This window comes from Rhizobium sp. LARHSG275, assembly GCF_052871115.1.
This window is the reverse complement of record NZ_JBIXJN010000014.1, coordinates 1-26,824: the sequence shown is the minus strand read 5'-3', so window position 1 is coordinate 26,824 and position 26,824 is coordinate 1. Positions and strand designations below refer to the sequence as shown.

The 26,824-nt window shown below is 61.0% G+C and carries 27 protein-coding genes and 1 rRNA gene; 11 read left to right on the top strand and 17 right to left on the bottom strand.

All coding sequences use genetic code 11. The annotated features are described in order from the left end of the window. Positions 1-64: 64 nt before the first annotated feature. From ACIPSK_RS19875 to ACIPSK_RS19865, 3 genes are all read right to left on the bottom strand, one after another. Positions 65-517, bottom strand: a complete 453-nt coding sequence (locus ACIPSK_RS19875; RefSeq protein ID WP_162114935.1) for an HPr kinase/phosphorylase — start codon at positions 515-517, stop codon at positions 65-67. Further along, positions 514-2,304, bottom strand: a complete 1,791-nt coding sequence (locus tag ACIPSK_RS19870) for a sensor histidine kinase (protein ID WP_162114934.1) — start codon at positions 2,302-2,304, stop codon at positions 514-516. Before ACIPSK_RS19870 ends, ACIPSK_RS19875 begins: the two co-directional genes overlap by 4 nt. 76 nt (positions 2,305-2,380) lie before the next feature. Beyond that, positions 2,381-3,115 carry a response regulator transcription factor gene (locus tag ACIPSK_RS19865; RefSeq protein WP_206119754.1) on the bottom strand — a complete coding sequence of 245 codons (735 nt, stop codon included), beginning with the start codon at positions 3,113-3,115 and terminating at the stop codon, positions 2,381-2,383. A 337-nt stretch (positions 3,116-3,452) separates the two neighbouring features. Between ACIPSK_RS19865 and ACIPSK_RS19860 the strand changes: the two genes are divergently transcribed. The 3 genes from ACIPSK_RS19860 (at position 3,453) to ACIPSK_RS19850 (ending at position 6,225) form a co-directional block, all read left to right on the top strand. Continuing rightward, positions 3,453-5,063: a phosphoenolpyruvate carboxykinase gene (locus ACIPSK_RS19860; RefSeq protein WP_162114933.1), complete on the top strand. Its 1,611-nt coding sequence runs from the start codon at positions 3,453-3,455 to the stop codon at positions 5,061-5,063. A 105-nt stretch (positions 5,064-5,168) separates the two neighbouring features. After that, the gene (arfB, locus tag ACIPSK_RS19855) at positions 5,169-5,612 is read left to right on the top strand and encodes an alternative ribosome rescue aminoacyl-tRNA hydrolase ArfB (RefSeq protein WP_017965976.1); all 444 of its coding nucleotides are present in this window, start codon (positions 5,169-5,171) and stop codon (positions 5,610-5,612) included. Position 5,613: 1 nt separating this feature from the next. Beyond that, positions 5,614-6,225, top strand: a complete 612-nt coding sequence (locus tag ACIPSK_RS19850; RefSeq protein WP_162114932.1) for an alpha-ketoglutarate-dependent dioxygenase AlkB — start codon at positions 5,614-5,616, stop codon at positions 6,223-6,225. Between the two features lie 13 nt (positions 6,226-6,238). Here the strand turns inward: ACIPSK_RS19850 and coaA are convergent, their stop codons facing one another. From coaA to hisB, 9 genes are all read right to left on the bottom strand, one after another. Next, positions 6,239-7,234, bottom strand: a complete 996-nt coding sequence (coaA, locus tag ACIPSK_RS19845) for a type I pantothenate kinase (RefSeq protein WP_003544165.1) — start codon at positions 7,232-7,234, stop codon at positions 6,239-6,241. Continuing rightward, positions 7,231-7,554 (bottom strand): phosphoribosyl-ATP diphosphatase, encoded by a 324-nt coding sequence (locus tag ACIPSK_RS19840; RefSeq protein ID WP_162114931.1) that lies wholly within the window; start codon positions 7,552-7,554, stop codon positions 7,231-7,233. Before ACIPSK_RS19840 ends, coaA begins: the two co-directional genes overlap by 4 nt. A 17-nt stretch (positions 7,555-7,571) precedes the next feature. Further along, complete coding sequence (hisF, locus tag ACIPSK_RS19835) at positions 7,572-8,360, bottom strand: imidazole glycerol phosphate synthase subunit HisF (protein ID WP_017965973.1); 789 nt, start codon at positions 8,358-8,360, stop codon at positions 7,572-7,574. Next, positions 8,361-9,107 carry a 1-(5-phosphoribosyl)-5-[(5-phosphoribosylamino)methylideneamino]imidazole-4-carboxamide isomerase gene (gene hisA, locus ACIPSK_RS19830; RefSeq protein WP_162114930.1) on the bottom strand — a complete coding sequence of 249 codons (747 nt, stop codon included), beginning with the start codon at positions 9,105-9,107 and terminating at the stop codon, positions 8,361-8,363. A gap of 6 nt (positions 9,108-9,113) precedes the next feature. Continuing rightward, positions 9,114-9,671, bottom strand: coding sequence for a hypothetical protein (locus ACIPSK_RS19825; RefSeq protein ID WP_162114929.1), 558 nt, complete (start codon positions 9,669-9,671; stop codon positions 9,114-9,116). Continuing rightward, positions 9,668-9,850, bottom strand: a complete 183-nt coding sequence (locus ACIPSK_RS19820; RefSeq protein WP_032985170.1) for a hypothetical protein — start codon at positions 9,848-9,850, stop codon at positions 9,668-9,670. The genes ACIPSK_RS19825 and ACIPSK_RS19820 overlap by 4 nt, the downstream gene beginning before the upstream one ends. A 239-nt stretch (positions 9,851-10,089) precedes the next feature. Beyond that, positions 10,090-10,740, bottom strand: coding sequence for an imidazole glycerol phosphate synthase subunit HisH (hisH, locus tag ACIPSK_RS19815; protein ID WP_162114928.1), 651 nt, complete (start codon positions 10,738-10,740; stop codon positions 10,090-10,092). A gap of 2 nt (positions 10,741-10,742) precedes the next feature. Continuing rightward, positions 10,743-11,228 (bottom strand): DUF2628 domain-containing protein, encoded by a 486-nt coding sequence (locus ACIPSK_RS19810; protein WP_162114927.1) that lies wholly within the window; start codon positions 11,226-11,228, stop codon positions 10,743-10,745. A gap of 22 nt (positions 11,229-11,250) precedes the next feature. Further along, entirely contained in the window at positions 11,251-11,859 is a 609-nt protein-coding gene (gene hisB, locus ACIPSK_RS19805; protein WP_017965967.1) for an imidazoleglycerol-phosphate dehydratase HisB, read from the bottom strand. Between the two features lie 154 nt (positions 11,860-12,013). Between hisB and hslV the strand changes: the two genes are divergently transcribed. The 6 genes from hslV to ACIPSK_RS19775 all read left to right on the top strand — a co-directional run bounded on the left by hslV (position 12,014) and on the right by ACIPSK_RS19775 (position 19,193). Continuing rightward, on the top strand, positions 12,014-12,541 hold the full coding sequence (gene hslV / locus ACIPSK_RS19800; protein ID WP_017962666.1) for an ATP-dependent protease subunit HslV: 528 nt from the start codon (positions 12,014-12,016) through the stop codon (positions 12,539-12,541). Then, complete coding sequence (locus tag ACIPSK_RS19795) at positions 12,528-13,040, top strand: GNAT family N-acetyltransferase (protein ID WP_162114926.1); 513 nt, start codon at positions 12,528-12,530, stop codon at positions 13,038-13,040. Before hslV ends, ACIPSK_RS19795 begins: the two co-directional genes overlap by 14 nt. Further along, on the top strand, positions 13,037-14,344 hold the full coding sequence (hslU, locus tag ACIPSK_RS19790) for an ATP-dependent protease ATPase subunit HslU (RefSeq protein WP_011649875.1): 1,308 nt from the start codon (positions 13,037-13,039) through the stop codon (positions 14,342-14,344). The genes ACIPSK_RS19795 and hslU overlap by 4 nt, the downstream gene beginning before the upstream one ends. 187 nt (positions 14,345-14,531) lie before the next feature. Next, entirely contained in the window at positions 14,532-15,479 is a 948-nt protein-coding gene (locus ACIPSK_RS19785; RefSeq protein ID WP_162114925.1) for a DUF1402 family protein, read from the top strand. Between the two features lie 47 nt (positions 15,480-15,526). After that, positions 15,527-16,936, top strand: a complete 1,410-nt coding sequence (locus ACIPSK_RS19780) for a cytochrome P450 (protein ID WP_162114924.1) — start codon at positions 15,527-15,529, stop codon at positions 16,934-16,936. Positions 16,937-17,021: 85 nt separating this feature from the next. Next, a complete protein-coding gene (locus ACIPSK_RS19775; RefSeq protein WP_162114923.1) occupies positions 17,022-19,193 on the top strand; it encodes a malate synthase G in 2,172 nt (723 codons plus the stop codon). A gap of 78 nt (positions 19,194-19,271) precedes the next feature. Here ACIPSK_RS19775 and ACIPSK_RS19770 read toward each other — a convergent pair whose 3' ends face one another. Continuing rightward, a complete protein-coding gene (locus ACIPSK_RS19770; protein ID WP_017965961.1) occupies positions 19,272-19,955 on the bottom strand; it encodes a L,D-transpeptidase in 684 nt (227 codons plus the stop codon). A gap of 180 nt (positions 19,956-20,135) precedes the next feature. On the opposite strand from ACIPSK_RS19770, the gene ACIPSK_RS19765 reads away from it, so the two are divergent. After that, positions 20,136-20,630 carry an MmcB family DNA repair protein gene (locus ACIPSK_RS19765; protein WP_162114922.1) on the top strand — a complete coding sequence of 165 codons (495 nt, stop codon included), beginning with the start codon at positions 20,136-20,138 and terminating at the stop codon, positions 20,628-20,630. Between the two features lie 11 nt (positions 20,631-20,641). Here ACIPSK_RS19765 and ACIPSK_RS19760 read toward each other — a convergent pair whose 3' ends face one another. From ACIPSK_RS19760 to ACIPSK_RS19745, 4 genes are all read right to left on the bottom strand, one after another. Continuing rightward, a complete protein-coding gene (locus ACIPSK_RS19760; protein WP_011649881.1) occupies positions 20,642-21,220 on the bottom strand; it encodes an ActR/PrrA/RegA family redox response regulator transcription factor in 579 nt (192 codons plus the stop codon). A 67-nt stretch (positions 21,221-21,287) separates the two neighbouring features. After that, a complete protein-coding gene (locus ACIPSK_RS19755; protein WP_281410317.1) occupies positions 21,288-22,616 on the bottom strand; it encodes an ActS/PrrB/RegB family redox-sensitive histidine kinase in 1,329 nt (442 codons plus the stop codon). A gap of 23 nt (positions 22,617-22,639) precedes the next feature. Continuing rightward, positions 22,640-25,105 (bottom strand): ATP-dependent helicase HrpB, encoded by a 2,466-nt coding sequence (gene hrpB, locus ACIPSK_RS19750; protein ID WP_162114921.1) that lies wholly within the window; start codon positions 25,103-25,105, stop codon positions 22,640-22,642. Beyond that, entirely contained in the window at positions 25,102-26,049 is a 948-nt protein-coding gene (locus ACIPSK_RS19745) for an ornithine cyclodeaminase family protein (protein WP_017965957.1), read from the bottom strand. The genes hrpB and ACIPSK_RS19745 overlap by 4 nt, the downstream gene beginning before the upstream one ends. A 701-nt stretch (positions 26,050-26,750) precedes the next feature. Between ACIPSK_RS19745 and ACIPSK_RS19740 the strand changes: the two genes are divergently transcribed. Beyond that, positions 26,751-26,824: ribosomal RNA gene (locus tag ACIPSK_RS19740) — 16S ribosomal RNA — on the top strand; the annotation flags it as partial.

Sequence of the window (26,824 nt, the reverse complement as noted above, 5' to 3'; positions counted from 1 at the left end):
TGAAAAGCCGAAGTGCAAGATAAAAATGCGAATATATAAGGCAGATTGACCAATCCGGAAGGCCTCAGCGCCCGATATCCGGCACTTTTGCCATCAGGATCGCAAGGGGTGAGGAAACGCCTGTGAGCAACCGCAATGCGGGAAGCGAAAAACCGGCGGCAAGGCTCACCATTTCGCCCTCGGGAGGCACCCGGTTTTCACCGGTAGCGCTGCCGGGAAGCACGGCATAATGCATGGCCGCCCTGGGAATATGGTCCTGACGAACAATGCCGGTGCCGCGAAGTTCGATCAGCCCGGTGATTGACGGCGGGCACGAGGCGATCACCGCGCCGGCCTCTCTTGAGAGAAGAACCTGGTCGTCGGCGACCAGCGCCGTGAAAAGACCGAGCCGGCGCGCCTCGGTCATGCAGGTGAAGGCCAGCATCGATTTTCCCCAGCCGGAGGGGCCGCTGAATAGCAGCCCCGTCTTGCCGACGACGATCGCCGTCGCATGGACGTTGAAAGCTGCCTCGGTCATGCTGCGGCGCCGATTGGCAAAGAGAGGATGAAGCGCGCGCCGAGTATATGCCCGCTCTCGGCATCGGTGATGTTTTCGGCTCTCAGCGAACCGCCATGCGCTTCGGCGATCTGCCGGCTGATCGACAGGCCGAGCCCCGAATTCTGGCCGAAGCCTTCCGCCTCCGGCCGGTCCGTATAGAAGCGCTCGAAGATACGGTCGATATTTTCCGCCTGGATGCCGGGACCGTTGTCCTCGATCGTGGTGACGCAGCGCGAACGTGTCCGCACCAGCCGCACGGTAATCTTGCCGCCTTGCTCGGGTACGAACGAGCGGGCATTCTCGATCAGGTTGGCGATGATCTGGCCGATGCGCAGATCGTGGCCGTTGACGACAAAGCGCGTCTTGACGTTCGGTTTGCGTTCGACGGCATATTCGATCTGCACTTGCTTCTTGCTGCTCCTGACCTGGCGTGACACCTCGATGAGGTCGCGCAGCAGCACCTCCATGTCGATCGAGCCGGCATCGACGCGCGCGAGTTCCGCATCAAGGCGCGAAGCGTCGGAGATATCGCTGATCAGCCGGTCGAGGCGGCGGACGTCATGCTGGATGACGTCCATCAGCCGTTTCTTGGAATCGTCGGATTTGGCAAGCGGCAGCGTTTCGACGGCGCTGCGCAGCGAGGTCAGCGGATTCTTGAGTTCGTGGCTGACATCGGCCGCGAAACTCTCGATCGCATCGATGCGGTCGTAGAGCGCCGTCGTCATCTCGCGCAGTGCGATGGAAAGATTACCGATCTCATCCTGGCGGGCGGAGAAGTCGGGGATCTCTTCACGCGCCTTGGCCCCACGCCGGACGCGGATGGCAGCCGCCGAAAGGCGGCGCAGCGGATTGGCGATGGTCGATGAAAGCACCAGCGACAGCAGCACGTTGACGAGTGTTGCGACGCCGAAGACGCGCATGATGGCAAGCCGCTCGGCATGAACGATATTGTCGATGTCGCCCGCCTGCGTCGACAGCAGCAGCACCCCGAGCACGGCGCGGAAACGCTGGATCGGCACGGCGACGGAAACGATGAGTTCGCCTTTTTCGGTGGTGCGCACGACCGCACCGCGCACGCCGGTCAGCGCGTTCATCACTTCGGGATAGATCGAGCCATCACCGCCCGGCGCTTCCTTGTAGAGCGGCAGATTGCCGGGCTGCAGTGCCTTGTTGAACAGAGTGGCGAACCACTCGCTCCAGGTCTGTTTCTCCTCTTCAACCGGCGGCAGGTCGAAGCGCAGCACCTGGCCGCGCGAATAGAGATGGCGCGAATCGAGCAGCAGATTGGCGTCGGCATCGAAGATGCGGGCGCGTGTGCGCGTCGGAGAGATCAGCCGGCGCAGCACCGGCGCGACCTTTTCAGGATCGATCGGGAATTCGAGGTCCTCGTCGTTCGGCACCGGGGTGATGCTCTGGCCGGCCTGTAGCTCGAGCAGCTTCTGCGGATCGATAGTGATCGAGTTGGTATCGACCGACGCGGAGGCCGAAATGGCGCCGGCGATGATTTCGCCCTGCGTCAACAGGCTTTCGGCGCGGGCGTCGATCAATCCCTCGCGAAACTGGTTGAGATAGAGGATGCCGCCGACGAGCACCACCAGTGCGACGAGATTGAAGAACAGGATGCGCCGCGTCAGGCTCGAAAAGACGGCATTGCCGAAGATCCGGCGGATCAGCGTGAAGGGATGCGACCAACGGCGGCCTCGGACGCGACGGGTGCTCACGCCCTCCGCGTCGTCCAGATCCCTTTCCTGCACCAACTGTGCCAATGACAGGCCCTTTCGAAAGGTTGGGCCGGATAAACCGGCCGGCAACCTTCAATATCTCCAGCTGTGCCGCTCGGGCTCAAGCTGCTTCGCGGAAGCGGTATCCCACTCCGTAGAGTGTTTCAATCATATCAAAGTCGGTGTCGACCATCTTGAATTTCTTGCGCAGCCGCTTGATGTGGCTGTCGATGGTCCGGTCGTCGACATAGACCTGTTCGTCATAGGCTGCGTCCATCAGCGCGTCGCGGCTTTTGACGACGCCGGGGCGCTGCGCCAGCGAATGCAGGATCAGGAATTCGGTCACCGTCAGCGTCACGGCCTCGCCTTTCCAGGTGCAGGTGTGGCGCTCCTGGTCCATGACCAGCTGCCCGCGCTCCAGTGAGCGGGCCTGCTGGACCGCACCGGTCTTCGGCGCGCCGGTGGGGCTCGTGCCGGCGGCGGCAGCTTCGCGGCTGGACGCGCGGCGCAGGACGGCGCGCACGCGCTCCACCAGCAGACGCTGCGAAAACGGTTTGGTGATGAAATCGTCGGCGCCCATCTTCAGGCCGAAGAGTTCATCGATCTCCTCATCCTTGGAGGTGAGGAAGATGACGGGAATGTCCGACTTCTGCCGCAGGCGGCGCAGCAGTTCCATGCCATCCATGCGCGGCATCTTGATGTCGAAGATCGCCAGCTGCGGCGGTCGCGCCAGCAGGCCGTCGAGCGCCGAGGCACCGTCCGTATACGTCTCGACCTTATATCCTTCGGCCTCCAGTGCGATCGACACCGAGGTAAGGATGTTGCGGTCGTCATCAACGAGCGCGATTGTCGCCATGGTGTTGGTCTCCGTCATCAGTGCGCATTCTCCCGGATTTGCTCTCCCCAGGCGGTCTCAGTGACCGGATGCGCTTATGGAGGATAAAGGTGGAACAAATTGTGGCAAAGATAAAGGGGAGGATTGTCGCAAAATTCGCCGGCAATCTTAGGTGGCGCTTTCAAATGTTTAAACGCGACCTATTCAAACGATTTAAAATTGAGATGATAAATTTAAATCGATTAATTGTTTGATATCACTGCATTTTCTTCAATTTTCGATCTTGTCTTTTAAAATTTCTGCCCGTATTTTCGCGATCAGTTTTAACGGCAACGAGCCTGAGCGAAGGGAACTAGCCATGGAAATGTTCGGAGTTCATAACCCGGCAATAGAGCTGGCAACGGTTGGATTGGGCGGCGCAGCCAGCGTTCGCTACAACTTTTCCGCCGCCGCGCTCTATGAAGAAGCGATCCGCCGGGGCGAAGCCGAACTGACCGCTCAGGGTGCGCTGCGGGCTCTCACCGGCCAGCACACGGGCCGTTCGCCACGCGACAAGTTCGTCGTTCGCGATATCAATACCGATGGCGAAATCTGGTGGGACAACAACAAGCCGATCTCGCCGGAGCATTTCGCCGTGCTGCGCGACGATATGCTGGCGCATGCCGCAGGCAAGGAGCTTTTCGTCCAGGATCTCGTCGGCGGCGCGGAGGACGGTCATGCCCTGCCGGCCCGCGTCGTGACCGAATTCGCCTGGCATTCGCTGTTCATCCGCAATCTGCTGATCCGCCCCGACGCCGCAGCGCTGTCGAGCTTCATCCCGAAGCTGACGATCATCGATTTGCCGAGCTTCAAGGCCGATCCGGCTCGCCACGGCTGCCGTTCGGAAACGGTGATCGCCTGCGATCTCACCAACGGTCTCGTCCTCATCGGCGGCACTTCCTATGCCGGCGAAATGAAGAAATCGGTCTTCACCGTGCTCAACTACCTGCTGCCGGCCAAGGGCGTGATGCCGATGCACTGCTCGGCCAATGTCGGCCCGGAGGGTGACGCGGCTGTTTTCTTCGGCCTTTCCGGCACGGGCAAGACGACGCTTTCGGCCGATCCGGCCCGGACGCTGATCGGTGACGACGAACATGGCTGGAGCGAAAACGGCATCTTCAACTTCGAAGGCGGCTGCTACGCCAAGACCATCCGCCTTTCGGCCGAAGCCGAGCCGGAAATCTATGCGACGACACAGCGTTTCGGCACCGTGTTGGAAAACGTCGTGCTGAACGAAAGCCGCGAGCCGGATTTCAACGACGCGTCGCTGACCGAGAACACCCGTTGCGCCTATCCGATGGATTTCATCCCGAACGCTTCGGAAACGGGCCGTGCCGGGCATCCGAAGACGATCATCATGTTGACCGCCGATGCCTTCGGCGTCATGCCGCCGATCGCCCGATTGACGCCTGACCAGGCGATGTATCACTTCCTCTCCGGCTACACCGCCAAGGTGGCCGGCACAGAAAAGGGTGTCGTCGAGCCGGAAGCGACCTTTTCCACCTGCTTCGGCGCGCCCTTCATGCCGCGGCATCCGGCCGAATACGGCAATCTGCTCAAGGAGCTGATTGGTCGTCATGGCGTCCAATGCTGGCTTGTCAATACCGGCTGGACCGGCGGCGCCTACGGCACCGGCAAGCGCATGCCGATCAAGGCGACGCGCGCGCTTCTCGCTGCCGCCCTGACCGGCGAACTTGGACAGGCCGAATTCCGTGCCGACACCAACTTCGGCTTCGCCGTGCCGGTCTCCGTCGACGGCGTCGACGGCAGCATTCTCGATCCGCGCTCGACCTGGACCGATAAGGCAGCCTATGACGCGCAGGCCGAAAAGCTGGTCTCGATGTTCATCGCGAACTTTGCCAAGTTCGAAAATCATGTCGACGGCGGCGTCCGCGATGCCGCCCCCGGCGTAAAGGTCGCTGCCGAATAAGACGAAATTTCTGACTCACGTGAAACCCGGCATCGCAGGATTGCCGGGTTTTCTTGATGACGGCCGATATTTTCAATTCGCCGCTGATGTGAGATAGAACGCCGCATGGCCAGCGACGCTCTCTATATCGATGACAGGATCACCATCGCGGGATGGGAGCTGACGGAACAGTTCGTTCTGGCGGGCGGTCCCGGCGGGCAGAATGTCAACAAGGTCTCAACCGCCGTCCAACTGTTCTTCAACATCGCGAATTCGCCGTCCCTCAATGATCGTGTCAAAACCAATGCGATCAAGCTCGCCGGCCGGCGCTTGTCGAAGGACGGCGTGTTGATGATCGAGGCGAGCCGGTTTCGCAGCCAGGACCGCAACCGCGAGGATGCGCGCGAGCGGCTGAAGGAACTGATCCTGGAGGCCGCCAAGCCGCCGCCGCCGCCGCGCAAGAAGACCAAGCCGACCAAGGGTTCGGTCGAACGCCGCCTGAAGGAAAAATCCGGTCGCTCCGAAGTCAAGAAAATGCGCGGCCGACCCGGCGGCGGCAGTGGTGAATGACATGGCCGAGCTCTTGACCGGCATTCGCCATCTCCCCGGTTATCTCGACCGCGCGCGTCAGGAGGCATTGGTCGAGATTATCCGCACTGTCGTCGCCGAAGCGCCGCTTTATGTGCCCGCCATGCCCGGCACCGGCAAGCCGATGTCCGTGCGCATGACCAATTGCGGGCCGCTCGGCTGGGTGACGGACAAAGAACGCGGCTATCGCTACCAGTCGACGCATCCGGCAACCGGCAGGCCCTGGCCTGATATGCCACAGCAATTGCTCGATATCTGGAATGACGTTTCGGGTTACGACAAGCCGCCGGAGGCCTGCCTCGTCAATTTCTACTCCGACGAAGCGCGCATGGGCCTGCATCAGGACAAGGACGAACAGGATCTCAAGGCCCCGGTGATCTCGATCTCGCTCGGCAATAGCTGCCTCTTTCGCATCGGCGGCCTCAGCCGCAATGATCGCACGCTATCTTTCAAGCTTTCGAGCGGTGATCTGGTCGTACTGGGCGGCGAGGGGAGGTTGTGTTTCCATGGCGTCGACCGCATCCATCCGGCGACGTCGACGCTGCTGAAGAATGGCGGCCGCATCAATCTGACGCTCCGCCGCGTCAATTCCTAAAACACAATCGCTGCTACAGTTTTCGCAGCGCGACCTGTTCGATCAGGTGATCCTTGCCCTTTTTCAGGATGAGATCGGCGCGTGGACGCGTCGGCAGAATGTTCTGCCGCAGGTTCTTCAGGTTGATGTTGGCCCAAAGATCCTCGGCGATTTCGAGCGCTTCCGCATCCGATATCGAGGCATAGCGATGGAAATAGGAATTCGGATCGCGGAAGGCGGTCTCGCGCAGCCGCATGAAGCGCGTGACATACCAGTTGTGGATCTCGTCTTCGGCGGCATCGATATAGATCGAAAAGTCGAAGAAGTCGGAGACCATCGGCACGATCTTGCCGCCGGCCGGCAGGTCGCGCGATTGCAGCACGTTGATGCCCTCGAAGATCAGGATGTCGGGCCGGTCGACGATCTTGTATTCGTCCGGCAGCACGTCGTAGACGAGGTGCGAATAGCTGGGCGCCTTCACATCCGGCCGCCCGGCCTTGATCGCCGAGAGAAAGCGCAGGATTGCACCCGTGTCGTAGCTTTCCGGAAAACCCTTGCGCTGCATCAGCTTTTCCCGCTGCAGCACGGCGTTCGGATGCAGGAAGCCGTCGGTGGTGACGAGATCGACCTTCGGGCTGGAAGGCCAGCGCCCCAGCAACTCCTTGAGGATACGGGCGGTGGTCGATTTTCCCACAGCGACCGAGCCGGCGATGCCGATGACAAAGGGCGTCTTCGTCACATCAGACAGGCTGAGGAAGCGGTTGCGCTGTTCGAACAGCATCTGCGAGGATTCGACATGTGCCGAGAGCAGCCGAGACAGCGACAGATAGATGCGCCGGACCTCATCGAGATCAATCGGGTCGCCCATCGAACGCAGCCGTTTGACCTCGTCGCTCGTCAGCGTCAACGGCGTGTCGGCGCGGAATTTCGCCCATTGTTCGGAAGAGAAGAAGTGGTAGGGCGAATAGGATTCCGACTGGAAATGATCCAACGTTTCCGGCACCCCGATAATCTCAGTCGCGATACTCATGAAGTCTGCCGGCTGGCCTTTTCCTTGAGGCCGGACTGCGCGGTTCTGCGCTCGAGTTCGGCCATGACATTCTCTAGCGGTATTTCAGCAATCTTCAATACGACCAATAGGTGATAGAGCACATCGGCGGCCTCGTAGGTCAGATTGTCGCGGTCGCCGGTTACCGCCGCCATCACGGCTTCGATCGCCTCTTCGCCGAGTTTCTTTGCCGCTTTCGGCTGACCGGCGGCCACAAGCTTGGCTGTCCAGGATTGCTCCGGCGAGGCTTTCGATCGCTCTTCGACGATGCTTTCGAGATCGGAAAGGGAAAATCCGCTCATATGTCCGCTTTCAAGGTTCAGTCGAGACGCATGTCGATGCCGCACTTCGACATATAGTGCTTCGCCTCGCTGACGGAATAGGTGCCGAAGTGGAAGATCGACGCGGCGAGGACGGCATTGGCATGGCCCTCCTTCACCCCGGCAACGAGATCGTCGAGATCGCCGACGCCGCCGGAGGCGATCACCGGCACACGCACCGCATCGGCGATCGCTCGCGTCAGTTCCAGATCGTAACCGACCTTGGTGCCGTCACGGTCCATCGAGGTGACCAAGAGCTCGCCGGCGCCGCGCGCCACCATCTTTTGGGCGAATTCGATGGCATCGATGCCGGTCGCGTTGCGGCCGCCATGGGTATAGATTTCCCAGGCGCTGAGATTGTCGCCGCCGACCGCCTGGGTGCGCCTGCGCTTTGCATCGATCGACACGACGATGCACTGGTCGCCGAACTTGTCGGCCGCCTCGGCAACGAAGTCGGGATTGCTGACGGCTGCCGAATTGATCGAGACCTTGTCGGCGCCGCACAGCAGCAGTCTGCGGATATCGGCGATGGTACGCACCCCGCCGCCGACCGTCAGCGGCATGAAGCATTGGTCGGCCGTGCGCGACACGACATCGAAGATCGTCTCGCGATTGTCCGAGGAAGCGGTGATGTCGAGGAAGCAGAGTTCGTCGGCGCCTGCCGCATCATAGGCCTTCGCGGCTTCGACGGGATCGCCGGCATCGACGAGATTGAGGAAGTTGACGCCCTTGACGACACGGCCGTCCTTGACGTCGAGGCAGGGAATGACACGGGCCTTGAGGGTCATTTACGCGGTCTCCTTGGTCCGGGCCGCCTTGATCAGCGCCAGCGCTTCCTTGGGATCGATACGGCCGTCGTAAAGCGCACGGCCTGAAATCGCCCCTTCCAATTTCCACGCATCGGGCTGCAGCATGCGTCTAACATCGTCGAGAGAGGCAAGGCCACCCGAGGCGATGACGGGAATGGAGACGGCGTCGGCAAGTTCCAGCGTCGAGGTCCAATTGATCCCGGCAAGAATGCCGTCACGGTCGATATCGGTGTAGATGATCGCGGCGACGCCGGCGCCCTCGAATTTCCTGGCGAGTTCGATGATCCCGAGTTCGGAGGCTTCCGCCCAACCCTCGACGGCCACCTTGCCGCCCTTGGCATCGATACCGACGGCGACATGACCGGGAAATTTCCGGCAGGCCTCGATGACCAGCGCCGGATTTCTGACCGCGACGGTGCCGAGAATGACGCGCCGCAGCCCGCGCGACAGCCAGGCCTCGATATGATCGAGCGTGCGAATGCCGCCGCCGAGCTGCACTGGATTGTCAGTTGCCTTCAAGATCGCTTCGACGGCATCGCCATTGGCCGAATGTCCCGCGAAGGCGCCGTCGAGATCGACCACATGCAGCCATTCGAAACCCTGGTCTTCGAAGGATCTCGCCTGGGCGGCCGGATCGGTGTTGTAGACCGTCGCCTGCTGCATGTCGCCGAGCTTCAGGCGGACACATTGGCCGCCTTTAAGATCGATCGCGGGAAAAAGGATCATGTCGTCTTACGTCCGTAGAGTGGTCGGTACCATCAGCGCATTCCACGCATCTACGATATCCGAGCGGAAAAAGACAGCGGCAATGGCAGCCGCGCCGAAAAGCAGAAGCAGGAGCAGGGTGACGGCAAAGCCGGCACGAACCTGACGCCAGAAGCCCATGCGCCTCTTCATTGCTTTCTCGATGTTTCGCACCTGGCGCAACGCATCGCTGTTGACGGCGGACAGCCGGATCTGCGGCTCCATCGCCTCGACATAGGTTTCGGCATAACTCGAAAGGATCTGCGAGGCGCGGTCGCGCAACGTATTGCGCAGGTCGGTCGAGAGATAATTGCTGTTGACGGCGGCAAGTTCGGCATCATCGGGTGAACGGCCGGCATTTCGCTTGCGGTGGCTGAGAACGAAATCGCGCTTTTGCCGCTCGTAGAGTGCATAGGCGAGCAGGCCGATCAGATCGTCCTCACCTTCGATATAAAATTCCAGCACGGCCTCGGCGATGTCGCCGGCGCTGACCCCGTTTTGCCGCCGGCTCGAACCGTCGTTTGCGGGGAAAGAATCATGGATCATCGGTCCAGCCTTTCTTTCAGCGTCTTGGCTGCGTTGGAAAGCGCTTTCCGATGAATGGCTTCGTCGACACGGCGGATGATCGTGCCACCGGGAAGCTTGATATCGGAAAAGGGAGGCAAGCCTTCCCTGGAGGGCCGCAATGTGTAGAACACCTTGCCTGATTTCCGTGACGCCGGCATCGAGCGCACTCCTGTTCCGTCATTTCCTTACTCGAACAGGATGATTTTAGGCCGGTTCGGCCTTAAATTTGAATCCTGTTCTACATTATATAGTCAGAGCATGATGTCGTCCGAAAACCGCGCACACTTTTCGGCATCATGCTCTAGGGAAATAAGGCGGCTGTATTAAAAGCCAGCCCTTGAAGCAATTCCTGCAAAACTGCGCAGCGGTTTTGCATCCTGAATTGCCTGAGCAGGCTCTACGGGTTCCAGCGCAGGAAATTGGCGATTAGCGCCAGGCCGAGCTTCTGGCTCTTTTCCGGGTGAAACTGTGCTCCGACCATGTTGGCGCGTCCGACGAAAGCTGTCATCGGACCGCCATAATCGGCCGTCGCAATAACATCCTCGGCGTTTTCAGCGGCAAGATGGTAGGAATGCACGAAATAGGCGTGCAGCCCTTCCGACCCCGTCGGAATACCATCGAAAAGCGGATGTTCGCGCTTTAGGTCGAGCGTGTTCCAGCCGATCTGCGGGATCTTCAGCGCCGGATCATCAGGCGTCATCTCGACGACGTCACCGGGGATCCAGTTAAAGCCGTGCGTCACGGTCTTCTCGAGGCCGCGCGAGGACATGAGCTGCATGCCGACGCAAATGCCGAGGAACGGCCGTGCCTTCTTCTCGACAGCCTCGATCAGCACCTCGGCCATCCCAGGCACGGCATCGAGGCCGCGCCGGCAATCGGCATAGGCGCCGACACCGGGAAGCACGATACGATCGGCCGCAGCAACATCCTCCGCCCTGTCGGTGAGATCGATATTGGCATCGATGCCAGCTTCGCGGGCGGCACGCTCGAAAGCCTTGGTCGCCGAGCGCAGGTTACCGGAGCCATAGTCGATAATCGCGACGCGCATCGTCAGCGTCCCCCATCAAAACCAAAGAGACCAAGCGACGTTGCATGGCCGTGAGGGCTGTTCGGACGGCCCCTGTTCTGCCAGTCCGGTGCCGCTGCGTCGTCGCTATCCGCGATGACAGCCCTGTCCGAGAAATAGATCTGCTCAGCAATGCCGATCGTATCGGCTGCAATGAGTTCGTCTTCATTCCAACCCTTGGCGGTAAGGTTGCGGACTCGGAAATTCTGGCCCTCGAGACCGACCAGAATATTCACGCCCAACAGGATTGCTGCCCCCGCCGCCCCGAGGCCCGGTTCGTCCATCAGCGCGCCACCGATCCCCTGCAGCAGAAAGGCGGCGGCCGCATGCAGCCAAAGCCGATGTGCCAGCAGCCAAGCCCATGGAAACAGGAAGCCGAATAGCGTGAAGCCGTCGCGGATGGTTCGAGTCTCATCGACCGTGGCGCTCGTGCTGCCGGGCGGTGTCAGGAAGATATAGCTGGATGTCATTGTCGCCGCTCCCTTGAAGGGCTCAGACGAGCGTGCCCTTGGTCGAGGGAACACGGCCTGCCTGTCTCGGATCGATCTCTGTTGCCGTGCGCAACGCGCGGGCAACGGCCTTGAAGCATGTCTCGGCAATATGGTGATTGTTGGCGCCATAATGGTTGAGAATATGCAAGGTGATGCCGGCATTCTGGGCGAGCGCATGGAAGAATTCGCGAACGAGCTCGGTGTCGAAAGTGCCGATCTTCGGAGCGCTGAAGCCGACATTCCAGACGAGGAACGGACGGCCGGAAAGATCGACAGCAGCCTTGGTCATCGTCTCATCCATGGCGAGATCGATCGACGCATAGCGGGTGATGCCGCGCCGGTCGCCGAGCGCCTTGGAGATCGCCTGGCCGATGGCGATGCCCGTATCTTCGACCGTATGGTGGTCGTCGATATGCAGGTCGCCCTTGGCATCGATCTCCATATCGATGAGGGAATGTCGGGAAAGCTGGTCGAGCATATGGTCGAAGAAGCCGACACCCGTTGAAATCGTCGATTTGCCGGTGCCGTCGAGGTTGACGGAAACGGAAATCGAGGTTTCGTTGGTCTTGCGGGAAACGCTGCCCGTGCGGCTTGCTGCGGTCTCGGCCATATGGCCCTCCATCGGGAATAAGGCCGTTCCTTATCAGGCGCATCGGGAAATATCCAGAAGCCGGGCAAGAAAAGCCGGCCCATTTGCAATCGGCGCCAGTCCACTTACATAGGGCTCAACAGGGTCGGCATGCGGCCCGGCAGACAGGTGTTTTATGACAACAATCATTACAGTTCGAAAAGGCGGCAAGGTGGTGATGGCGGGCGACGGCCAGGTGAGCCTCGGCCAGACCGTCATGAAGGGGAATGCCCGCAAGGTGCGCCGTATCGGCAAGGGCGAGGTCGTCGCCGGTTTCGCCGGCGCCACTGCCGATGCCTTTACTCTGCTCGAAAGGCTTGAAAAGAAGCTGGAGCAATATCCCGGTCAATTGATGCGTGCCGCCGTCGAGCTCGCCAAGGACTGGCGTACCGACAAATACCTGCGCAATCTCGAAGCCATGATGCTCGTCGCCGATAAGTCGATCACGCTGGCGATCACCGGCAATGGCGACGTTCTGGAGCCGGAACATGGCACGACGGCAATCGGTTCCGGCGGCAATTTTGCCCTCGCGGCTGCCCTCGCACTCATGGATACCGACAAATCGGCCGAAGAGATTGCCCGCCGTGCTCTCGATATCGCCGCCGACATTTGCGTCTACACGAACCACAATGTCGTGGTGGAATCGCTGGATGCCGAAGGCTGAACCTTATGCCTTCCGGCCGCTTGCCGCGACTGACCTGCCGCTCCTCGCCAAATGGCTGGAAAGCCGGCATGTCAGGCGCTGGTGGGGCGATCCGGCCAGGGCGCTGGCTTCGATGGAAAAGCATATCGATGCGGCTTCCGTCTCGTGCTTCATCGTCACGCTGAATGGAAAGGACTTCGCTTTTATCCAGGCCGCCGATCTCGACGACGAGGACGATGAAGCGCTCGCCGGTCAGCCGAAGGGCACCTACGGCATCGACCAGTTCATCGGCATCGAGGAATTCGCGGGCAAGGGTCACGGACCGGCCTTTATGATAGTGTTCTGCGATATGCTCTTTGCAAAGGGCGCGCAGCGCATCCTTGTCGATCCGCATCCCGACAATGCATTCGCAATTAGAGCCTATACCAAGGCGGGCTTTCAAGGACTTGGCGAAACAACGACGAATTACGGCCGGGCGCTGTTGATGGCCCTGGACCGCCAGGAGAATGATACGCAATGACCACTTTTTCCCCCCGCGAGATCGTTTCCGAGCTCGATCGCTACATCATCGGCCAGCATGATGCCAAACGCGCCGTTGCGATTGCGCTACGCAACCGCTGGCGCCGCCAGCAGCTCGACCCGAGCCTGCGCGACGAAGTCATGCCGAAGAACATCCTGATGATCGGCCCGACCGGCGTCGGCAAGACCGAGATCTCCCGCCGCTTGGCAAAACTCGCCGGCGCACCCTTCATCAAGGTGGAAGCCACCAAATTCACCGAAGTCGGCTATGTCGGCCGCGATGTCGAGCAGATCATCCGCGATCTGGTCGAGGTCGGCATCGGCCTGGTTCGCGAGAAGAAGCGGGCCGAAGTGCAGGCCAAGGCGCATGTGAGCGCCGAGGAGCGTGTTCTCGATGCGCTGGTCGGCACGACCGCATCGCCCGCCACGCGTGAAAACTTCCGGAAGAAGCTCCGGGACGGCGAACTTGACGACAAGGAAATCGATATCGAGGTAGCCGATGCCGGTTCCGGCATGGGCGGCTTCGAAATTCCCGGCATGCCTGGCGCCAATATCGGCGTGCTGAACCTGTCGGAAATGTTCGGCAAGGCGATGGGCGGCCGCACCAAGAAGGTCCGCACCACCGTCAAGGCCTCGTATAGTGACCTGATCCGCGACGAATCCGACAAGCTGATCGACAACGAAGTGATCCAGCGCGAGGCCGTTCGCTCCACCGAGAACGACGGTATCGTCTTCCTCGACGAAATCGACAAGATCGCCGCCCGCGACGGCGGCATGGGCGCCGGCGTTTCGCGCGAAGGCGTCCAGCGCGACCTTCTGCCGCTCGTCGAAGGCACGACGGTTTCGACCAAGTACGGTCCTGTCAAGACGGACCATATCCTGTTCATCGCTTCCGGCGCCTTCCATGTCTCCAAGCCCTCGGATCTTCTGCCGGAACTGCAGGGCCGCCTGCCGATCCGCGTCGAATTGCGTCCGCTGAACAAGGATGATTTCCGCCGGATCCTGACCGAGACGGAAGCAAGTCTCATCCGCCAATACCGCGCGCTGATGGAAACCGAAAGCCTGAGCCTGGAATTCACCGATGACGCGATCGACGCACTTGCCGATGTCGCCGTACATCTGAACTCCTCGGTCGAAAATATCGGCGCACGCCGTCTGCAGACGGTGATGGAGCGGGTGCTGGACGATATTTCCTACAACGCGCCGGATCGGGGCGGGACGGCCGTGACGATCGACGCGGCCTATGTGCGCGAACATGTCGGCGATCTCGCACAGAATACCGATCTCTCGCGCTTCATTCTGTGATATCGGCGCATCGCTTCATGCCTTTCCCGGCATGAATGACGGATTGTGACGAACGCGACTCTCGACAGCGGGCCTTTTACTTTCTAGTGAAGGCCCGTTTGTTTTCCGCTCCGGCTTTATTCGGCCAAGATTCTGGTCCAGGCAGCCGCATCGCAAACAAGACGATGAACGGACGGGATAACGGATCGTGCGACGCCTTTTGACAAGCCTTATGATTGCCGTTGCCCTGGTGAATTCGGCGCCTGCCTTCGCAATGCAAACGGTGCCGGCTGGAAATCGTCACGCCGAGCAGCCCGATATTCCGGGCGCTTCCATCAGGCGCACCAAGGGTACCAAGAGCAGCTTCGATCTGAAATACGAAAAAGTTCATGAGCTTCTGGCGACCGACCGCGAGCTGATGGGCAAGATCCGCAAGGTCTCCAGCGCTTACGGCATCAATCCCATCCATGTCGTCGGTGCGATCGTCGGCGAACACACCTATAATGTCGACGCCTACGACCGGTTGCAGGCCTACTATGTCAAAGCCGCCTCCTATGCCGGAGAAAGCTTCCGCTTCGCCTATGACGGCGAAAGCGTCGACGAATTCGTGGCGCGGCCGCAATTTTCCGAATGCAAGGGCAAGAGCGATTCCTACACGCTTTGGTCCTGCCGCGAAGATGTCTGGGAAAGCGATTTCCGCGGCAAGACGGTTGATGGCACAAGCTTCCCCAACAACCGTTTCAGCGCGGTCTTCTTCCAGCCCTTCTATGCCGGTCAGACCTTCGGCCTCGGCCAGGTCAATCCGCTGACGGCGCTGATGCTCTCCGATCTCGTGACCCGCGTGTCCGGTTATCCAAAGCTGAACGAAAAGAATGCCGGCGCCGTCTACAGGGCCATCATGGATCCCGATATCTCGCTCGCCTTCGTCGCGGCCTCGATCCGCAGATCGATCGACGATTACAAGGAGATCGCCGGCATGGATATCTCGGGCAATCCCGGCCTGACGGCGACGCTTTATAATGTCGGCAATTCGCGCCAGCGCGCCGCAGCCCTTGCTGCGAAGAACCGCGGCGGCGGCGCGACCGTCTGGCCCGAGGAGAATTATTACGGCTGGCTGATCAACGACAAGCTGGACGAACTCAAGGGCCTGCTCTAGCTTCAAGCTTGCCGGGAAGCTTAGATCTTCCCTGAAAGGCTTTGACGATGGACATGCGTCCGGACCCCTTCGTTCCGCCGGCACCGCTGCCGCGTACCGTGCCGCCGAGCCGGCTGGAAATCATCCGCATCATCCTGCGCAATCCGCTCGAACTCTGGGGCGAACCGTCCTACACGCTGCCCTGGATCAAGACGAGTTTCTTCGGCCAACACACGCTGATCGTCAACGATCCTGGGCTGATCAAGCACGTGCTGGTCGACAACGCCGGCAACTACCGCATGTCCGACATTCGTCAGCTGGTACTGCGGCCGATCCTGCGCGACGGTCTGCTGACGGCGGAGGGCCAGGTCTGGAAACGGTCGCGAAAAGCGATCGCCCCCGTCTTCACGCCGCGCCACGCGAAAGGTTTTGCCGGCCAGATGCTGCGGCAGTCGGAGGACTATGTTCGCAAATACCAAGACGTCCATGCGGCTGGCCAAGTTTTCGATATTGCCACCGACATGACCGATCTGACCTTTGCGATTCTTGCCGAAACACTCTTCTCCGGCGAAATCGTCTCCTCGAGCGGCCATTTCGCCGAAGACGTCAACCAACTTCTCCACCGCATGGGCCGAGTCGACCCGATGGACCTGCTGCGCGCCCCTTCCTGGGTTCCACGTGTGACACGCATCGGCGGTCAGAAGGTGCTGGAGAAATTCAGAGCGATCGTCCGCGATACCATGGATATGCGGCTTGCGAAGATGAGGGCCGATCGAGCCGCACCGGAAGATTTTCTGACGCTGCTTTTGGAGCAGGCCGGTCCCGACGGCCTGACCAAGGAGGAGATTGAGGACAATATTCTGACCTTCATCGGCGCCGGGCATGAAACGACCGCGCGTGCGCTTGCCTGGACGCTCTATTGCGTCGCCAACAGTCCGCATATCCGCGAAGCGATGGAGACGGAGATCGACGCTGTTCAGGGAACCGGCGCCGAGCCTGTGGAATGGCTGGATCTGCTGCCGGTCACGCGGGCGGCGTTTGAGGAAGCGCTGAGACTCTACCCGCCCGCGCCCTCGATCAATCGCGCCGCGATCGCCGATGATGTCTGGACGAATGCCAAGGGCGAGAAGATCGAGATACCGGCCGATATCACCGTGCTCATCATGCCCTGGACACTGCATCGCCATGAACTCTATTGGGAAAAACCGCGCGCCTATATGCCGGAACGCTTCCTGCCCGAAAATCGCGGCAGCATCGGCCGCTTCCAGTTTCTGCCGTTCGGTGCTGGCCCGCGTGTCTGCATCGGCGCAACCTTCGCGCTGCAGGAGGCGGTGATTGCGCTTGCAGTCATGATGCATCGCTTCCGCTTCGATCAGACGGAATCGACCAATCCCTGGCCGGTGCAGAAACTGACGACGCAGCCGCAGAACGGGCTGCCGATGCGCGTGACGCCGCGCATAATTTCCACGAGGGCATAAATCTTTCGAATTATTGCAGAATTGACTGTGAATGAAAGCCGGGCAAAGTGGCAGCATTCAAAGTCGTTGCCAGGGAGAATGCCGCATGAGTCGCGTTGATAAGAACGGTCTTGCCATCGAAACCGTCCTTCATGATTTCCTCGTCGAGGAGGTGCTGCCGGGTCTGGCGGTCGATGCGGACAGGTTCTTTGCCGATTTTTCGGCTGTAGTCCACGATCTCGCCCCTAAGAATCGTGCGTTGCTGGCAAAACGCGACGAGCTGCAGGTAAAGATCGACGACTGGTATCGTCGGCATGGCGCCCCGGTGGATATGGATGACTACCAGTCCTTTCTCCGCGAAATCGGTTATCTCCTGCCTGAGGGATCCGACTTCCAGGTTTCGACCGACAATGTCGACCCGGAGATCGCCTCAATCGCCGGCCCGCAGCTCGTCGTTCCCGTCATGAACGCCCGTTACGCCTTGAACGCCGCCAATGCTCGCTGGGGCTCGCTCTATGATGCGCTCTACGGTACGGACGCGATTCCCGAGAGCGACGGCGCCGAGAAAGGTAAGGGCTACAATCCGAAGCGCGGCGAGAAGGTCATCGCCTGGGTCCGCGATTTCCTCGATACGTCAGCGCCGTTGCAGGACTGCCGCTGGAAGGACGTCGGAAGCTTTGCCGTCAAGGATGGAGCGCTGGTCGTCAGATCGATCGACGGCGAGCAGGCCATGCTGACGGACGGCAGCCATTTTGCCGGCTACCGCGGAGATCCGACCGCGCCAACGCATATTCTCCTGAAGAACAACGGCATTCACATCGAAATCGTCATCGATGCAGCGACGAGGATCGGGAAAGCCGATCCGGCTCATATTTCCGATGTCTGGCTGGAATCGGCAATCACGACAATCATGGACTGCGAGGATTCGATTGCCGCTGTCGATGCCGAAGACAAGGTCGTCGTCTATCGCAACTGGCTCGGCCTGATGAAGGGCGACCTGCAGGAAGAGGTGGCAAAAGGCGGAGCGAGCTTCATCCGCAGGCTCAATCCGGATCTGCAATATGTTGGGCCGGACGGCACCTCCTTCGAGGTGCATCGCCGCTCGCTGATGCTGGTGCGCAATGTCGGCCACCTCATGACCAATCCGGCGATCCTCGACCGCGACGGCAACGACGTGCCTGAAGGCATCATGGATGCCGTGATCACCGGCTTGATCGCGCTTTACGATATCGGCCCATCCGGGCGGCGGAAGAATTCCCGCACCGGCTCCATGTATGTGGTCAAGCCGAAGATGCACGGCCCCGACGAAGTCGCCTTCGCCGTCGAAATATTCTCGCGGGTTGAAGATGCGCTTGGCCTGCCGCGCAATGCCATCAAGATGGGCATCATGGATGAGGAGCGCCGCACGACTGTCAACCTCAAGGAATGTATCCGCGCTGCCCGCGAGCGCGTCGTCTTCATCAATACCGGCTTCCTTGATCGCACCGGCGACGAGATCCACACCTCGATGGAAGCCGGCCCGATGATTCGCAAGGGCGACATGCGCCAGGCGGCGTGGATTTCCGCCTATGAGAACTGGAATGTCGACATCGGCCTCGAATGCGGCCTTTCCGGCCACGCCCAGATCGGCAAGGGCATGTGGGCGATGCCGGATCTGATGGCGGCGATGCTCGAACAGAAGATCGCCCATCCGAAAGCCGGCGCCAACACCGCCTGGGTGCCGTCGCCGACGGCCGCGACCCTGCATGCCACCCATTATCACCGGGTCAATGTCGCCCGTGTCCAGCAGGGACTGAAGGATCGCGCCCGCGCCAAGCTGTCCGACATTCTCTCCGTACCGGTCGCGGTGCGGCCGAACTGGACGCCGGAGGAAATCCAGCGCGAGCTCGACAACAATGCCCAAGGCATTCTTGGTTATGTTGTGCGCTGGGTCGATCAGGGCGTCGGTTGCTCGAAGGTGCCCGACATCAACAATGTCGGGCTGATGGAAGATCGCGCTACATTGCGCATTTCGGCCCAGCATATGGCGAACTGGCTGCACCACAAGGTTGTCAGCGAAGCTCAGATTGTCGAGACGATGAAGCGCATGGCCGCCGTCGTCGATCGGCAGAATGCGTCGGATCCCGCCTATCAGCCGATGGCCGGCAATTTCGATGATTCGATCGCCTTCCAGGCTGCCCTCGATCTCGTCTTGAAGGGTAGGGAACAGCCGAACGGCTACACCGAGCCGGTGCTTCACCGCCGTCGCCTCGAACTCAAGGCGAAACAGGCCGCGTGACGGCTTGACGGAGAAGGCGAAAAGGCCGCCGGAACGACAGTCCTGGCGGCCTTTTTTATACCGAATTCGATAATTAGCTTACTGAATGACGACGACCTTGGACGTGCCCTTGCCGGGACGGACGCGGCTGTAGAGATCGATGACATCCTGGTTCATCAGGCGAATGCAGCCCGAGGAAGCGGCGGTGCCGATCGAGGCCCACTCCGGCGTGCCGTGCAGGCGGAAGAGCGTGTCCTTGCCATCCTCGTTGAAGAGATACATGGCGCGTGCGCCGAGAGGATTGGTGAGGCCCGGGCCCATGCCGTCTTCGACGTACTTGGCGAGATCGGGCCGGCGGACGGCCATTTCCTTTGGCGGATGCCAGTTCGGCCATTCCTGCTTCCAGGCGACGTAGGCGGTGCCGGCCCATGCGAAGCCCTGCTTGCCGACGCCGATGCCGTAGCGCATCGCCTTACCGTTGGCCAGGATGTAATAGAGGAAGCGCTCGCGCGTGTTGACAATGATCGTACCGGGGCGCTCGGTGGTCTGGTAGCTGACGACTTGGCGGCGGAACTGCGGCTTGACCCTGTCGATCGGGATGGCCGGCAGGGAGTATCCGGCATCCTTCGTCACGCCGTAGGCGTCGTTGAAGATCTGTGCTGTCTGTACCGTCGGGCCTGCGCCCTTGTCGTCGGCGGATGCGCTGTCTGATGTCGTGGAGCAACCGGCCAGGGCGAGCGTCGCCAGCAGGCCAAATACAGGGAATGCATTGCAGATGCGCATGGAGGACTCTTGAAGTTTTGGGGCAAGGGAGAATGGTCTTTCGACCATCGTTGATTATGGTTTATTTTCGATTAACTTGCGCTTTGCAAGGCTGCTGCAGCGCGACAAATCCGTCTGCCGCGCAAATTAGAAGCGCATGGTTTTTTTGCAACAACGCGCCAGCCCCTCTGATGGTTATCCATGACGATTTTGAGCGTTTACAATAACAATCCGTTAATCGATGGCCGGCAATCGGACAGGGCCATGATGGTGCGGCGCGGAACGCAGATATTGCTGCATGAAATGCGTCACGCCGTGCTGCCCGAACTGCCGCTGGCGAGTGGCCGCCGCGCCGATCTGATCACGCTTTCGGAAAAGGGCGAGGTCTGGATCATCGAAATCAAGACGTCGATCGAGGATTTCAGGGTGGATCGCAAATGGCCGGAATACAGGCTGCATTGCGACCGCCTGTTCTTTGCGACTCATCAGGATGTGCCGCTGGAGATCTTTCCTGAGGAATGCGGGCTGTTCCTGTCGGATGGTTATGGCGCCCATATGATTCGCGAGGCGCCGGAGCACCGCATGGCGCCCGCGACGCGCAAGTCGGTCACGCTTAATTTCTCGCGCGCCGCCGCACAAAGGCTGCTGATGGCCGAATGGGCGAACGGAAAACCGTTCAACGTGGATGATGTCTGATGCCGCGCTGCCTATTTCGGCGCGCGTTTGGCAAGGATACGCTGCAGCGTCCGCCGGTGCATGTTGAGCCGGCGCGCCGTTTCGGAAACATTGCGCTCGCACATTTCATAGACCCGCTGGATATGCTCCCAGCGCACCCGGTCGGCCGACATCGGATTTTCGGGAAGCTCGGCCTTTTCGCCCGGCCGCTGCGTCAGCGCCGAAAATACGTCGTCGGCATCCGCAGGCTTTGCGAGGTAGTCGACAGCGCCCAGCTTCACGGCCGTTACCGCCGTTGCGATATTGCCATAGCCGGTCAGCACGATGATCCTGGTGTCGTCGCGTCGCTGGCGGATCGCCTCGATGACGTCGAGCCCGTTGCCGTCGCCGAGCCGAAGATCGACCACCGCATATTTCGGCGGCCGGCCTCTCGACTTCGCAACGCCTTCCGCCACTGATTCGGCCGTCTCCACCTGGAAGCCGCGCGTCTCCATCGCCCGGGCCAGGCGGCGCAGGAATGGCCCGTCGTCGTCGACGATCAGCAGGCTGGCGTCGGGACCGATATGATCCTCGTCCGACGCGGCGAAATTGTCATGATTCTGTTCTGTCATCGTCTCGGTCCCGGCGGTTGAGCGCCCGATCTGCGTTAACCGCTGTATCCTGTTTATGCCGACAAAGTCATTTTGTCGAATTTGCGTCGATCAGCATGCGCGGCCATTCGATTCGGATGCGCGCGCCCGCACTTTCCGGATCGCGGTTCTCGAAAACCAGCGACGCCCCCGAGCGCTCCAGCAGCGTTTTGGCGATGAAAAGCCCGAGCCCGAGGCCGCCGGCCGTATCCTCCTTCTGCCGCTTTGTCACATAGGGCTCGCCGATCCGCGTCAGAATATCAGGCGCATAACCGTTGCCGTCGTCTTCGATGACGATCAGCACTTTGTCGTGATCGTGCTCGACGGTGACGGTCACTTTCTCCCGCGCGTAATCGACGGCGTTTTCGATCAGGTTGCCGAGCCCATACATGATGCCGGCATTGCGGTCGGTGACCGGCTCACCCTCGCGCGGGCTCTTTTCGACGAGCTCGAGAGCGATACCGAATTCCCGGTGCGGGGCGACGATCTCCTCGATCATCGAGGAAAGCGGCAGCCGGCGCATATGCGCCTCGCCTTCGGAGGAAAGCGTCGTCAGCCGCCGCAGGATGTCGCGGCAGCGTTCGCTCTGGCTGCGCAGCAGCATCACGTCCTCGCGGAAACGATCGTCGTCCTTGAGCTCCCGCTCCATTTCCTTGGCGACGACGCTGATCGTCGCAAGCGGCGTACCGAGCTCATGGGCGGCCGCAGCCGCCAGCCCATCGAGTTGGGAGAGGTGCTTTTCCCGCTGCAGCACCAGCTCGGTCGCAGCCAGCGCATCGGCAAGCTGGCTCGCTTCCATCGAGACCCGATAGGCATAGAAGGCGGCAAACGCCATCGTCGAGGCGATCGAGCACCAGACACCGAACTGCATAACGTTGTGCACATTGATCTCGACCCCGTCGAACCAGGGCAGCGGGAAGGGCGAAAAGGCAAGCACCGTGATGCAGACCATCGCAAAGCCGATCAGCGCGGTGCTGTAGCGGATCGGCTGCGAGGCAAAGGAAATGATGACGGGCACGCAGACGAGCGCTGCGAAAGGATTGGCAAGGCCGCCGGTAATGAAGAGCAGCGCGCAGAGCTGCAAAAGGTCGAAGCCGAGCAGGGCAAAGGCGGCTGACGGTTCTAGCCGATGCGTCGGTGGATAGCGGATCGTCAGGTAAAAATTCACCCAGGCCAAGGCGGCGATCAGCGAAGAGCTGGCAATCAGCGGCAAGGAAAATTTCAGCCAGAAGGCAACGATGAACACCGTCAGCGCCTGTCCGCCGACGGCAAGCCAGCGCAGCCGCACCAGCGTCTGCAGGCGCAGCCTGCGGCTGTTGTGCCGGTCCTCCAGCGTATAGCCTTCCGTCTTGTCGATCATGCCAGGCTTGTCGATCATGCCGAGGGCTCCTTCAATGGCCCTCATGTACCACGCGGTTTTGCCCGTGTCGTCGGCAACGCATCCTCCGGTCGCTCCGGCCAGGGATGCCGGGGATAGCGGCCGCGCATATCCGCACGCACATCCCTCCACGAGCCGGCCCAGAAGCCCGGCAGGTCGCGTGTCGTCTGGATCGGCCGGTGCGCCGGCGAGGTGAGCTCGAGCAGCAGCGGCAGGCGGCCACCGGCAATGGCTGGGTGCTGCTTCAGTCCAAACAGCTCCTGCACGCGGATCGTCAGCACCGGCTCCTCGCCCTCATATTGGATCGGATGCCTTTGGCCGGTCGGCGCTTCGAAATGGGTCGGCGCAAGCCGGCTAAGGTCGCGCTGCAATTCGTGCGGCACCAGCGATATCAGCCCGTTCGAAAGCCCGGCTGCGGAAATCTCGGAAAGGCCGCGGGCCTCGGTCTGAAAGGGGCCGAACCACTCGTCCAGCCGGGAAAGCAGGGCGCCGTCGCTGACATCAGGCCAGGGCTCGCCGATCATCCGGTGAAGGAATCCGATCCGCTCGCGCAGCTGCATGGCCTCCTTCGAGAAGGCAAGCTGATCGAGCCCCAGCTCGCGCACCCCCTCCACCAGTGCTTGGGTGACTGCTGGCCCGGAAGGTCGCGGCAGGGGCGTCTCTTCGAAGACGATTGCACCGAGCCGGGTTGCGCGCCGCGCCCTGACCTGCCGGCTCTGCCGGTCGAAGAATATCTGGTCGCCGGTTTTGATCTCGCCGGGAAGTTCGGCTTCGACATCGCCACGTGTCACCTCAGCTGCCGCCAAAACCCGCGCCTGCGCCGCCCGTCCGGTCAGGTCGGCAATCACCAGCATCTGGCTGCCGGCCAGCCTCTCGATCTCCGGCAGCTCCGCTCCGCGACCGTTCGCCATTACGAATCGGCCGCGCCCGCCGCGCTGAAGTGCGATTCGATCCGGAAATGCGTGCAGCAGCAGCTGGCCCGCAAGTGCCGGCGCCGTTGAGGAAACCCTGTCGAGGCCGCTTGCCAGCCGTCCCGCCAGCCGCCGTGAAGCCTCCGCTCTCTCTCCGCGCTCGGCCTTGAAGCGTCGCAGCCGCTCCTCGATATCGATACTCGTTCCGCCAAGCCCCTGTTCCGTGAGAAGCACGGCGATCATCGCCGCATCCCGGGCGTGTCCCGCTTCTCCCGCGGAGACGACCATGGCGGCAAGCCGCGGCGGCAAAGCCAGGTCGCGCATCACCTTGCCGCGCGCGGTCAGCGTCCCGTCCTTGTCGAGAGCGCCGAGCTGGCCGAGCAGCACCCGCGCTTCCCTCAGCGTCGTTTCCGGGGGCTGATCGACGAAGGCAAGCGATGCCGGATCTTGAACGCCCCAATGTGCGAGGTCGAGCACCAACCCCGAGAGATCGCTGGAAAGGATCTGCGGTGGTGTGAAGGCCGGCAGTGCCGCCGTCTGTCCCTGGTGCCATAGCCTTACGGCGATACCCGGCTCCGTTCGTCCGGCCCGGCCGGCCCGCTGATCGGCCGAAGCCCGCGACACGCGCACCGTCTCCAGCCGTGTGATTCCAGTCGAGGCCTCGAACACCGGCAGACGCTGAAGCCCGCTGTCGATCACGATCCTGACGCCGTCGATGGTAATCGACGTTTCGGCGATCGACGTCGCAAGCACAATTTTTCGCGTCCCTGGGGATGCCGGCCGGATCGCCGCATCCTGCTCCTTCTGGCTGAGATTGCCGTAGAGCGGAGCAATCAGCGTCTCGGCTCCGAATCGTCCCTGCAGACGTTCCACAGTCCGCGTGATTTCTGCCTGGCCGGGCAGGAAAGCGAGGATCGAGCCCGCCTCATTGGCATGGGCATCGAGTATCGCCCGCGTGACAACGTCCTCGATGCGTTCGCCGCCCGGCCGGTCCTGGTAACGAATATCGATCGGAAAGCTGCGCCCCAGGCTTTCGATGACAGGTGGGTGGTCGAGCAGGGCGGCCACGCGTTCGACGTCGAGGGTCGCCGACATGACCAGGATACGCAGATCCTCGCGCAGCGCCGACTGGACGTCGAGCGCCAGAGCGAGTCCGAAGTCTGCGTCCAGCGAACGCTCATGGAATTCGTCGAAGATCACCGTCGAGACACCGGTCAGTTCCGGATCGTCTAGGATCATCCGGGCAAAAACCCCTTCGGTCACCACCTCGATCCGTGTCGCTGCCGATATCCTGCTGTCGAGGCGCATGCGGTAGCCGATCGTCCCGCCGACCTGTTCGCCGATCAGCGATGCCATCCGGCCTGCCGCCGCCCGCGCCGCCAGCCGCCGCGGCTCCAGCAGGATGATCTTGCCGTCGCCGCGCCAGCCCTGGCCGAGCAGGTAAAGCGGCACCAGCGTCGTCTTGCCGGCGCCGGGCGGTGCCGAAAGGACGGCGCGTCGCTTCTCGGCCAACGCGGCACCGACGGCCGGCAGGACATGTGAAACCGGAAGTTCCGGCAAGGATGCACTGATTGTCACTTTCGGCCTGTCACTGTCTCATAGGCAAGAATGGCACCGGCGAGATCTTCCAAAGCTGCCCCCACCGACTTGAACAGCGTGATCTCAGCCTCATGGCTTCGTCCGCTATGGACGCCGCTGACGAGTTCCGCAAGTTCTGCCCTGATGTCCTCTTCTATCAGCACACCGCTTTTCAGCGGCTGGACAATATCGCCCGCCTCGCTGATGGCGCCGGCGCGGGTATCGACAAAGACCGAAGCGCGTCGGATGGCCTCGTCATCGCTTTCGCGCATGCTCGGCTTGAAGGCGCCGACGAGATCGAGATGGGCGCCGGGCTTCAGCCATTCGCCAGATATCAGCGGCGCGCTAGAAAGCGTGGCGCAGGAAATGATATCGGCCATCCGCGCTGCGGCTTCGACATCCGCGACCGCCTCGGCATCCAGCCCGAGCGCCCGGGCTTCGGCTGCGATCTTTTCCGCCGCTTGGCCGTTGCGGCCCCAGACCCGGTACCTCTTGATCGGCCGGGTCGTGCCGTGGGCCAGCATCAGGTTGAGCGACAGCCGCCCGGTTCCGCAGACGAGCAACTCTTCCGCGTCGGGGCGGGCGAGATGACGGGCCGCAAGCGCCGATGCAGCCGCCGTCCGCCGCGCGGTCAACTCGCCGCCGTCGATTGCGGCAAGCATCTCGCCGGTGGCGCCGGAGGAAAGAAGATAGGTTCCGAAGATTGCCGGCAGGCCCCGCCGCACATTGCCTGGAAAGACTGAGACCGTCTTCACCCCGGCATAGTGTCCGGGAACCCAGGCCGGCATCAGCAGCAGTGTGGCGCTCTCCTCATCCGGCACCTCCATCTCATGGTGATGGCGCACCGGCATCACGCATTCGCTCTGGAACATGCGGGCGATCGCCTCGATCAGTTCCGGCCAGGGCAGGGCCGCACGCGTCTGTTCTTCATCGAGGACAAGCATTCTTCACTCCGGCGCATCGTTCTTCATCGCAAACTAGCGAGTGAGGCGTGACATAGGCAAGCACCTGGAATTCTGCGCCGGGCGCCCCATATAAGCCTTGTCTCCCTCGCCGAAGCCATTCTTCGGGATTCGGCGAAAACGAATCTCAAAAACCACCCATTCGGGCGGCGAATTTCTTCGTTTTTGGAGATGAACGCCAAAAGCCCTTCATTTTCAACCTGTTACAAAAATGTCAAAAAACTTTGGTTGGGTGTGTTGACGGATGAGATTGGTTAGTTCTATAAGCCCACTCACTGAACGAGGGCGGCGGCGCTGCTGGCGACGAAGTCTTTCGTTCTAAAGAAACTCAAGCGGATTGGCGGATTGCTGGTTTGTGTTCTGGGCGCGAGTTTGGAGCGGGTTTTGTCGACGGCCTTTGGTGTCGTCTGTTATTTGACAATTGAATATAGAGAAGAAAGAGAAACGTGGGCGGCGGAGCTTGCGGGATCTGAAGAGATTTGGATCCTTTGAAAGAGACTTTGACGGTCACGTTTATCAAGAGAAGTTACATCATCTTTGTTTGGCGCAGATAGCTTTCGCCAGTCCTTTGGACTGACGGGACCTGCGCCGAGCCACTGAGCGCCTTTGGTGTTTGTGGTGATGAAGATGGGTGTGAAGTTCTCGTCGATTCAAAGAACGTGATTTAGTCGAGATTGAATTCTCAACATGAGAGTTTGATCCTGGCTCAGAACGAACGCTGGCGGCAGGCTTAACACATGCAAGTCGAGCGCCCCGC

What these genes read in the sequence shown, in the direction of transcription:
- ACIPSK_RS19875 (WP_162114935.1), bottom strand. Translation starts at nt 517, where the DNA reads ATGACCGAGGCAGCTTTCAACGTCCATGCGACGGCGATCGTCGTCGGC.
- ACIPSK_RS19865 (WP_206119754.1), bottom strand. Translation starts at nt 3,115, where the DNA reads ATGGCGACAATCGCGCTCGTTGATGACGACCGCAACATCCTTACCTCG.
- ACIPSK_RS19860 (WP_162114933.1), top strand. Translation starts at nt 3,453, where the DNA reads ATGGAAATGTTCGGAGTTCATAACCCGGCAATAGAGCTGGCAACGGTT.
- arfB (WP_017965976.1), top strand. Translation starts at nt 5,169, where the DNA reads ATGGCCAGCGACGCTCTCTATATCGATGACAGGATCACCATCGCGGGA.
- ACIPSK_RS19850 (WP_162114932.1), top strand. Translation starts at nt 5,614, where the DNA reads ATGGCCGAGCTCTTGACCGGCATTCGCCATCTCCCCGGTTATCTCGAC.
- coaA (WP_003544165.1), bottom strand. Translation starts at nt 7,234, where the DNA reads ATGAGTATCGCGACTGAGATTATCGGGGTGCCGGAAACGTTGGATCAT.
- ACIPSK_RS19840 (WP_162114931.1), bottom strand. Translation starts at nt 7,554, where the DNA reads ATGAGCGGATTTTCCCTTTCCGATCTCGAAAGCATCGTCGAAGAGCGA.
- hisF (WP_017965973.1), bottom strand. Translation starts at nt 8,360, where the DNA reads ATGACCCTCAAGGCCCGTGTCATTCCCTGCCTCGACGTCAAGGACGGC.
- hisA (WP_162114930.1), bottom strand. Translation starts at nt 9,107, where the DNA reads ATGATCCTTTTTCCCGCGATCGATCTTAAAGGCGGCCAATGTGTCCGC.
- ACIPSK_RS19825 (WP_162114929.1), bottom strand. Translation starts at nt 9,671, where the DNA reads ATGATCCATGATTCTTTCCCCGCAAACGACGGTTCGAGCCGGCGGCAA.
- ACIPSK_RS19820 (WP_032985170.1), bottom strand. Translation starts at nt 9,850, where the DNA reads ATGCCGGCGTCACGGAAATCAGGCAAGGTGTTCTACACATTGCGGCCC.
- hisH (WP_162114928.1), bottom strand. Translation starts at nt 10,740, where the DNA reads ATGCGCGTCGCGATTATCGACTATGGCTCCGGTAACCTGCGCTCGGCG.
- ACIPSK_RS19810 (WP_162114927.1), bottom strand. Translation starts at nt 11,228, where the DNA reads ATGACATCCAGCTATATCTTCCTGACACCGCCCGGCAGCACGAGCGCC.
- hisB (WP_017965967.1), bottom strand. Translation starts at nt 11,859, where the DNA reads ATGGCCGAGACCGCAGCAAGCCGCACGGGCAGCGTTTCCCGCAAGACC.
- hslV (WP_017962666.1), top strand. Translation starts at nt 12,014, where the DNA reads ATGACAACAATCATTACAGTTCGAAAAGGCGGCAAGGTGGTGATGGCG.
- ACIPSK_RS19795 (WP_162114926.1), top strand. Translation starts at nt 12,528, where the DNA reads ATGCCGAAGGCTGAACCTTATGCCTTCCGGCCGCTTGCCGCGACTGAC.
- hslU (WP_011649875.1), top strand. Translation starts at nt 13,037, where the DNA reads ATGACCACTTTTTCCCCCCGCGAGATCGTTTCCGAGCTCGATCGCTAC.
- ACIPSK_RS19780 (WP_162114924.1), top strand. Translation starts at nt 15,527, where the DNA reads ATGGACATGCGTCCGGACCCCTTCGTTCCGCCGGCACCGCTGCCGCGT.
- ACIPSK_RS19775 (WP_162114923.1), top strand. Translation starts at nt 17,022, where the DNA reads ATGAGTCGCGTTGATAAGAACGGTCTTGCCATCGAAACCGTCCTTCAT.
- ACIPSK_RS19770 (WP_017965961.1), bottom strand. Translation starts at nt 19,955, where the DNA reads ATGCGCATCTGCAATGCATTCCCTGTATTTGGCCTGCTGGCGACGCTC.
- ACIPSK_RS19765 (WP_162114922.1), top strand. Translation starts at nt 20,136, where the DNA reads ATGACGATTTTGAGCGTTTACAATAACAATCCGTTAATCGATGGCCGG.
- ACIPSK_RS19760 (WP_011649881.1), bottom strand. Translation starts at nt 21,220, where the DNA reads ATGACAGAACAGAATCATGACAATTTCGCCGCGTCGGACGAGGATCAT.
- ACIPSK_RS19755 (WP_281410317.1), bottom strand. Translation starts at nt 22,616, where the DNA reads ATGATCGACAAGCCTGGCATGATCGACAAGACGGAAGGCTATACGCTG.
- ACIPSK_RS19745 (WP_017965957.1), bottom strand. Translation starts at nt 26,049, where the DNA reads ATGCTTGTCCTCGATGAAGAACAGACGCGTGCGGCCCTGCCCTGGCCG.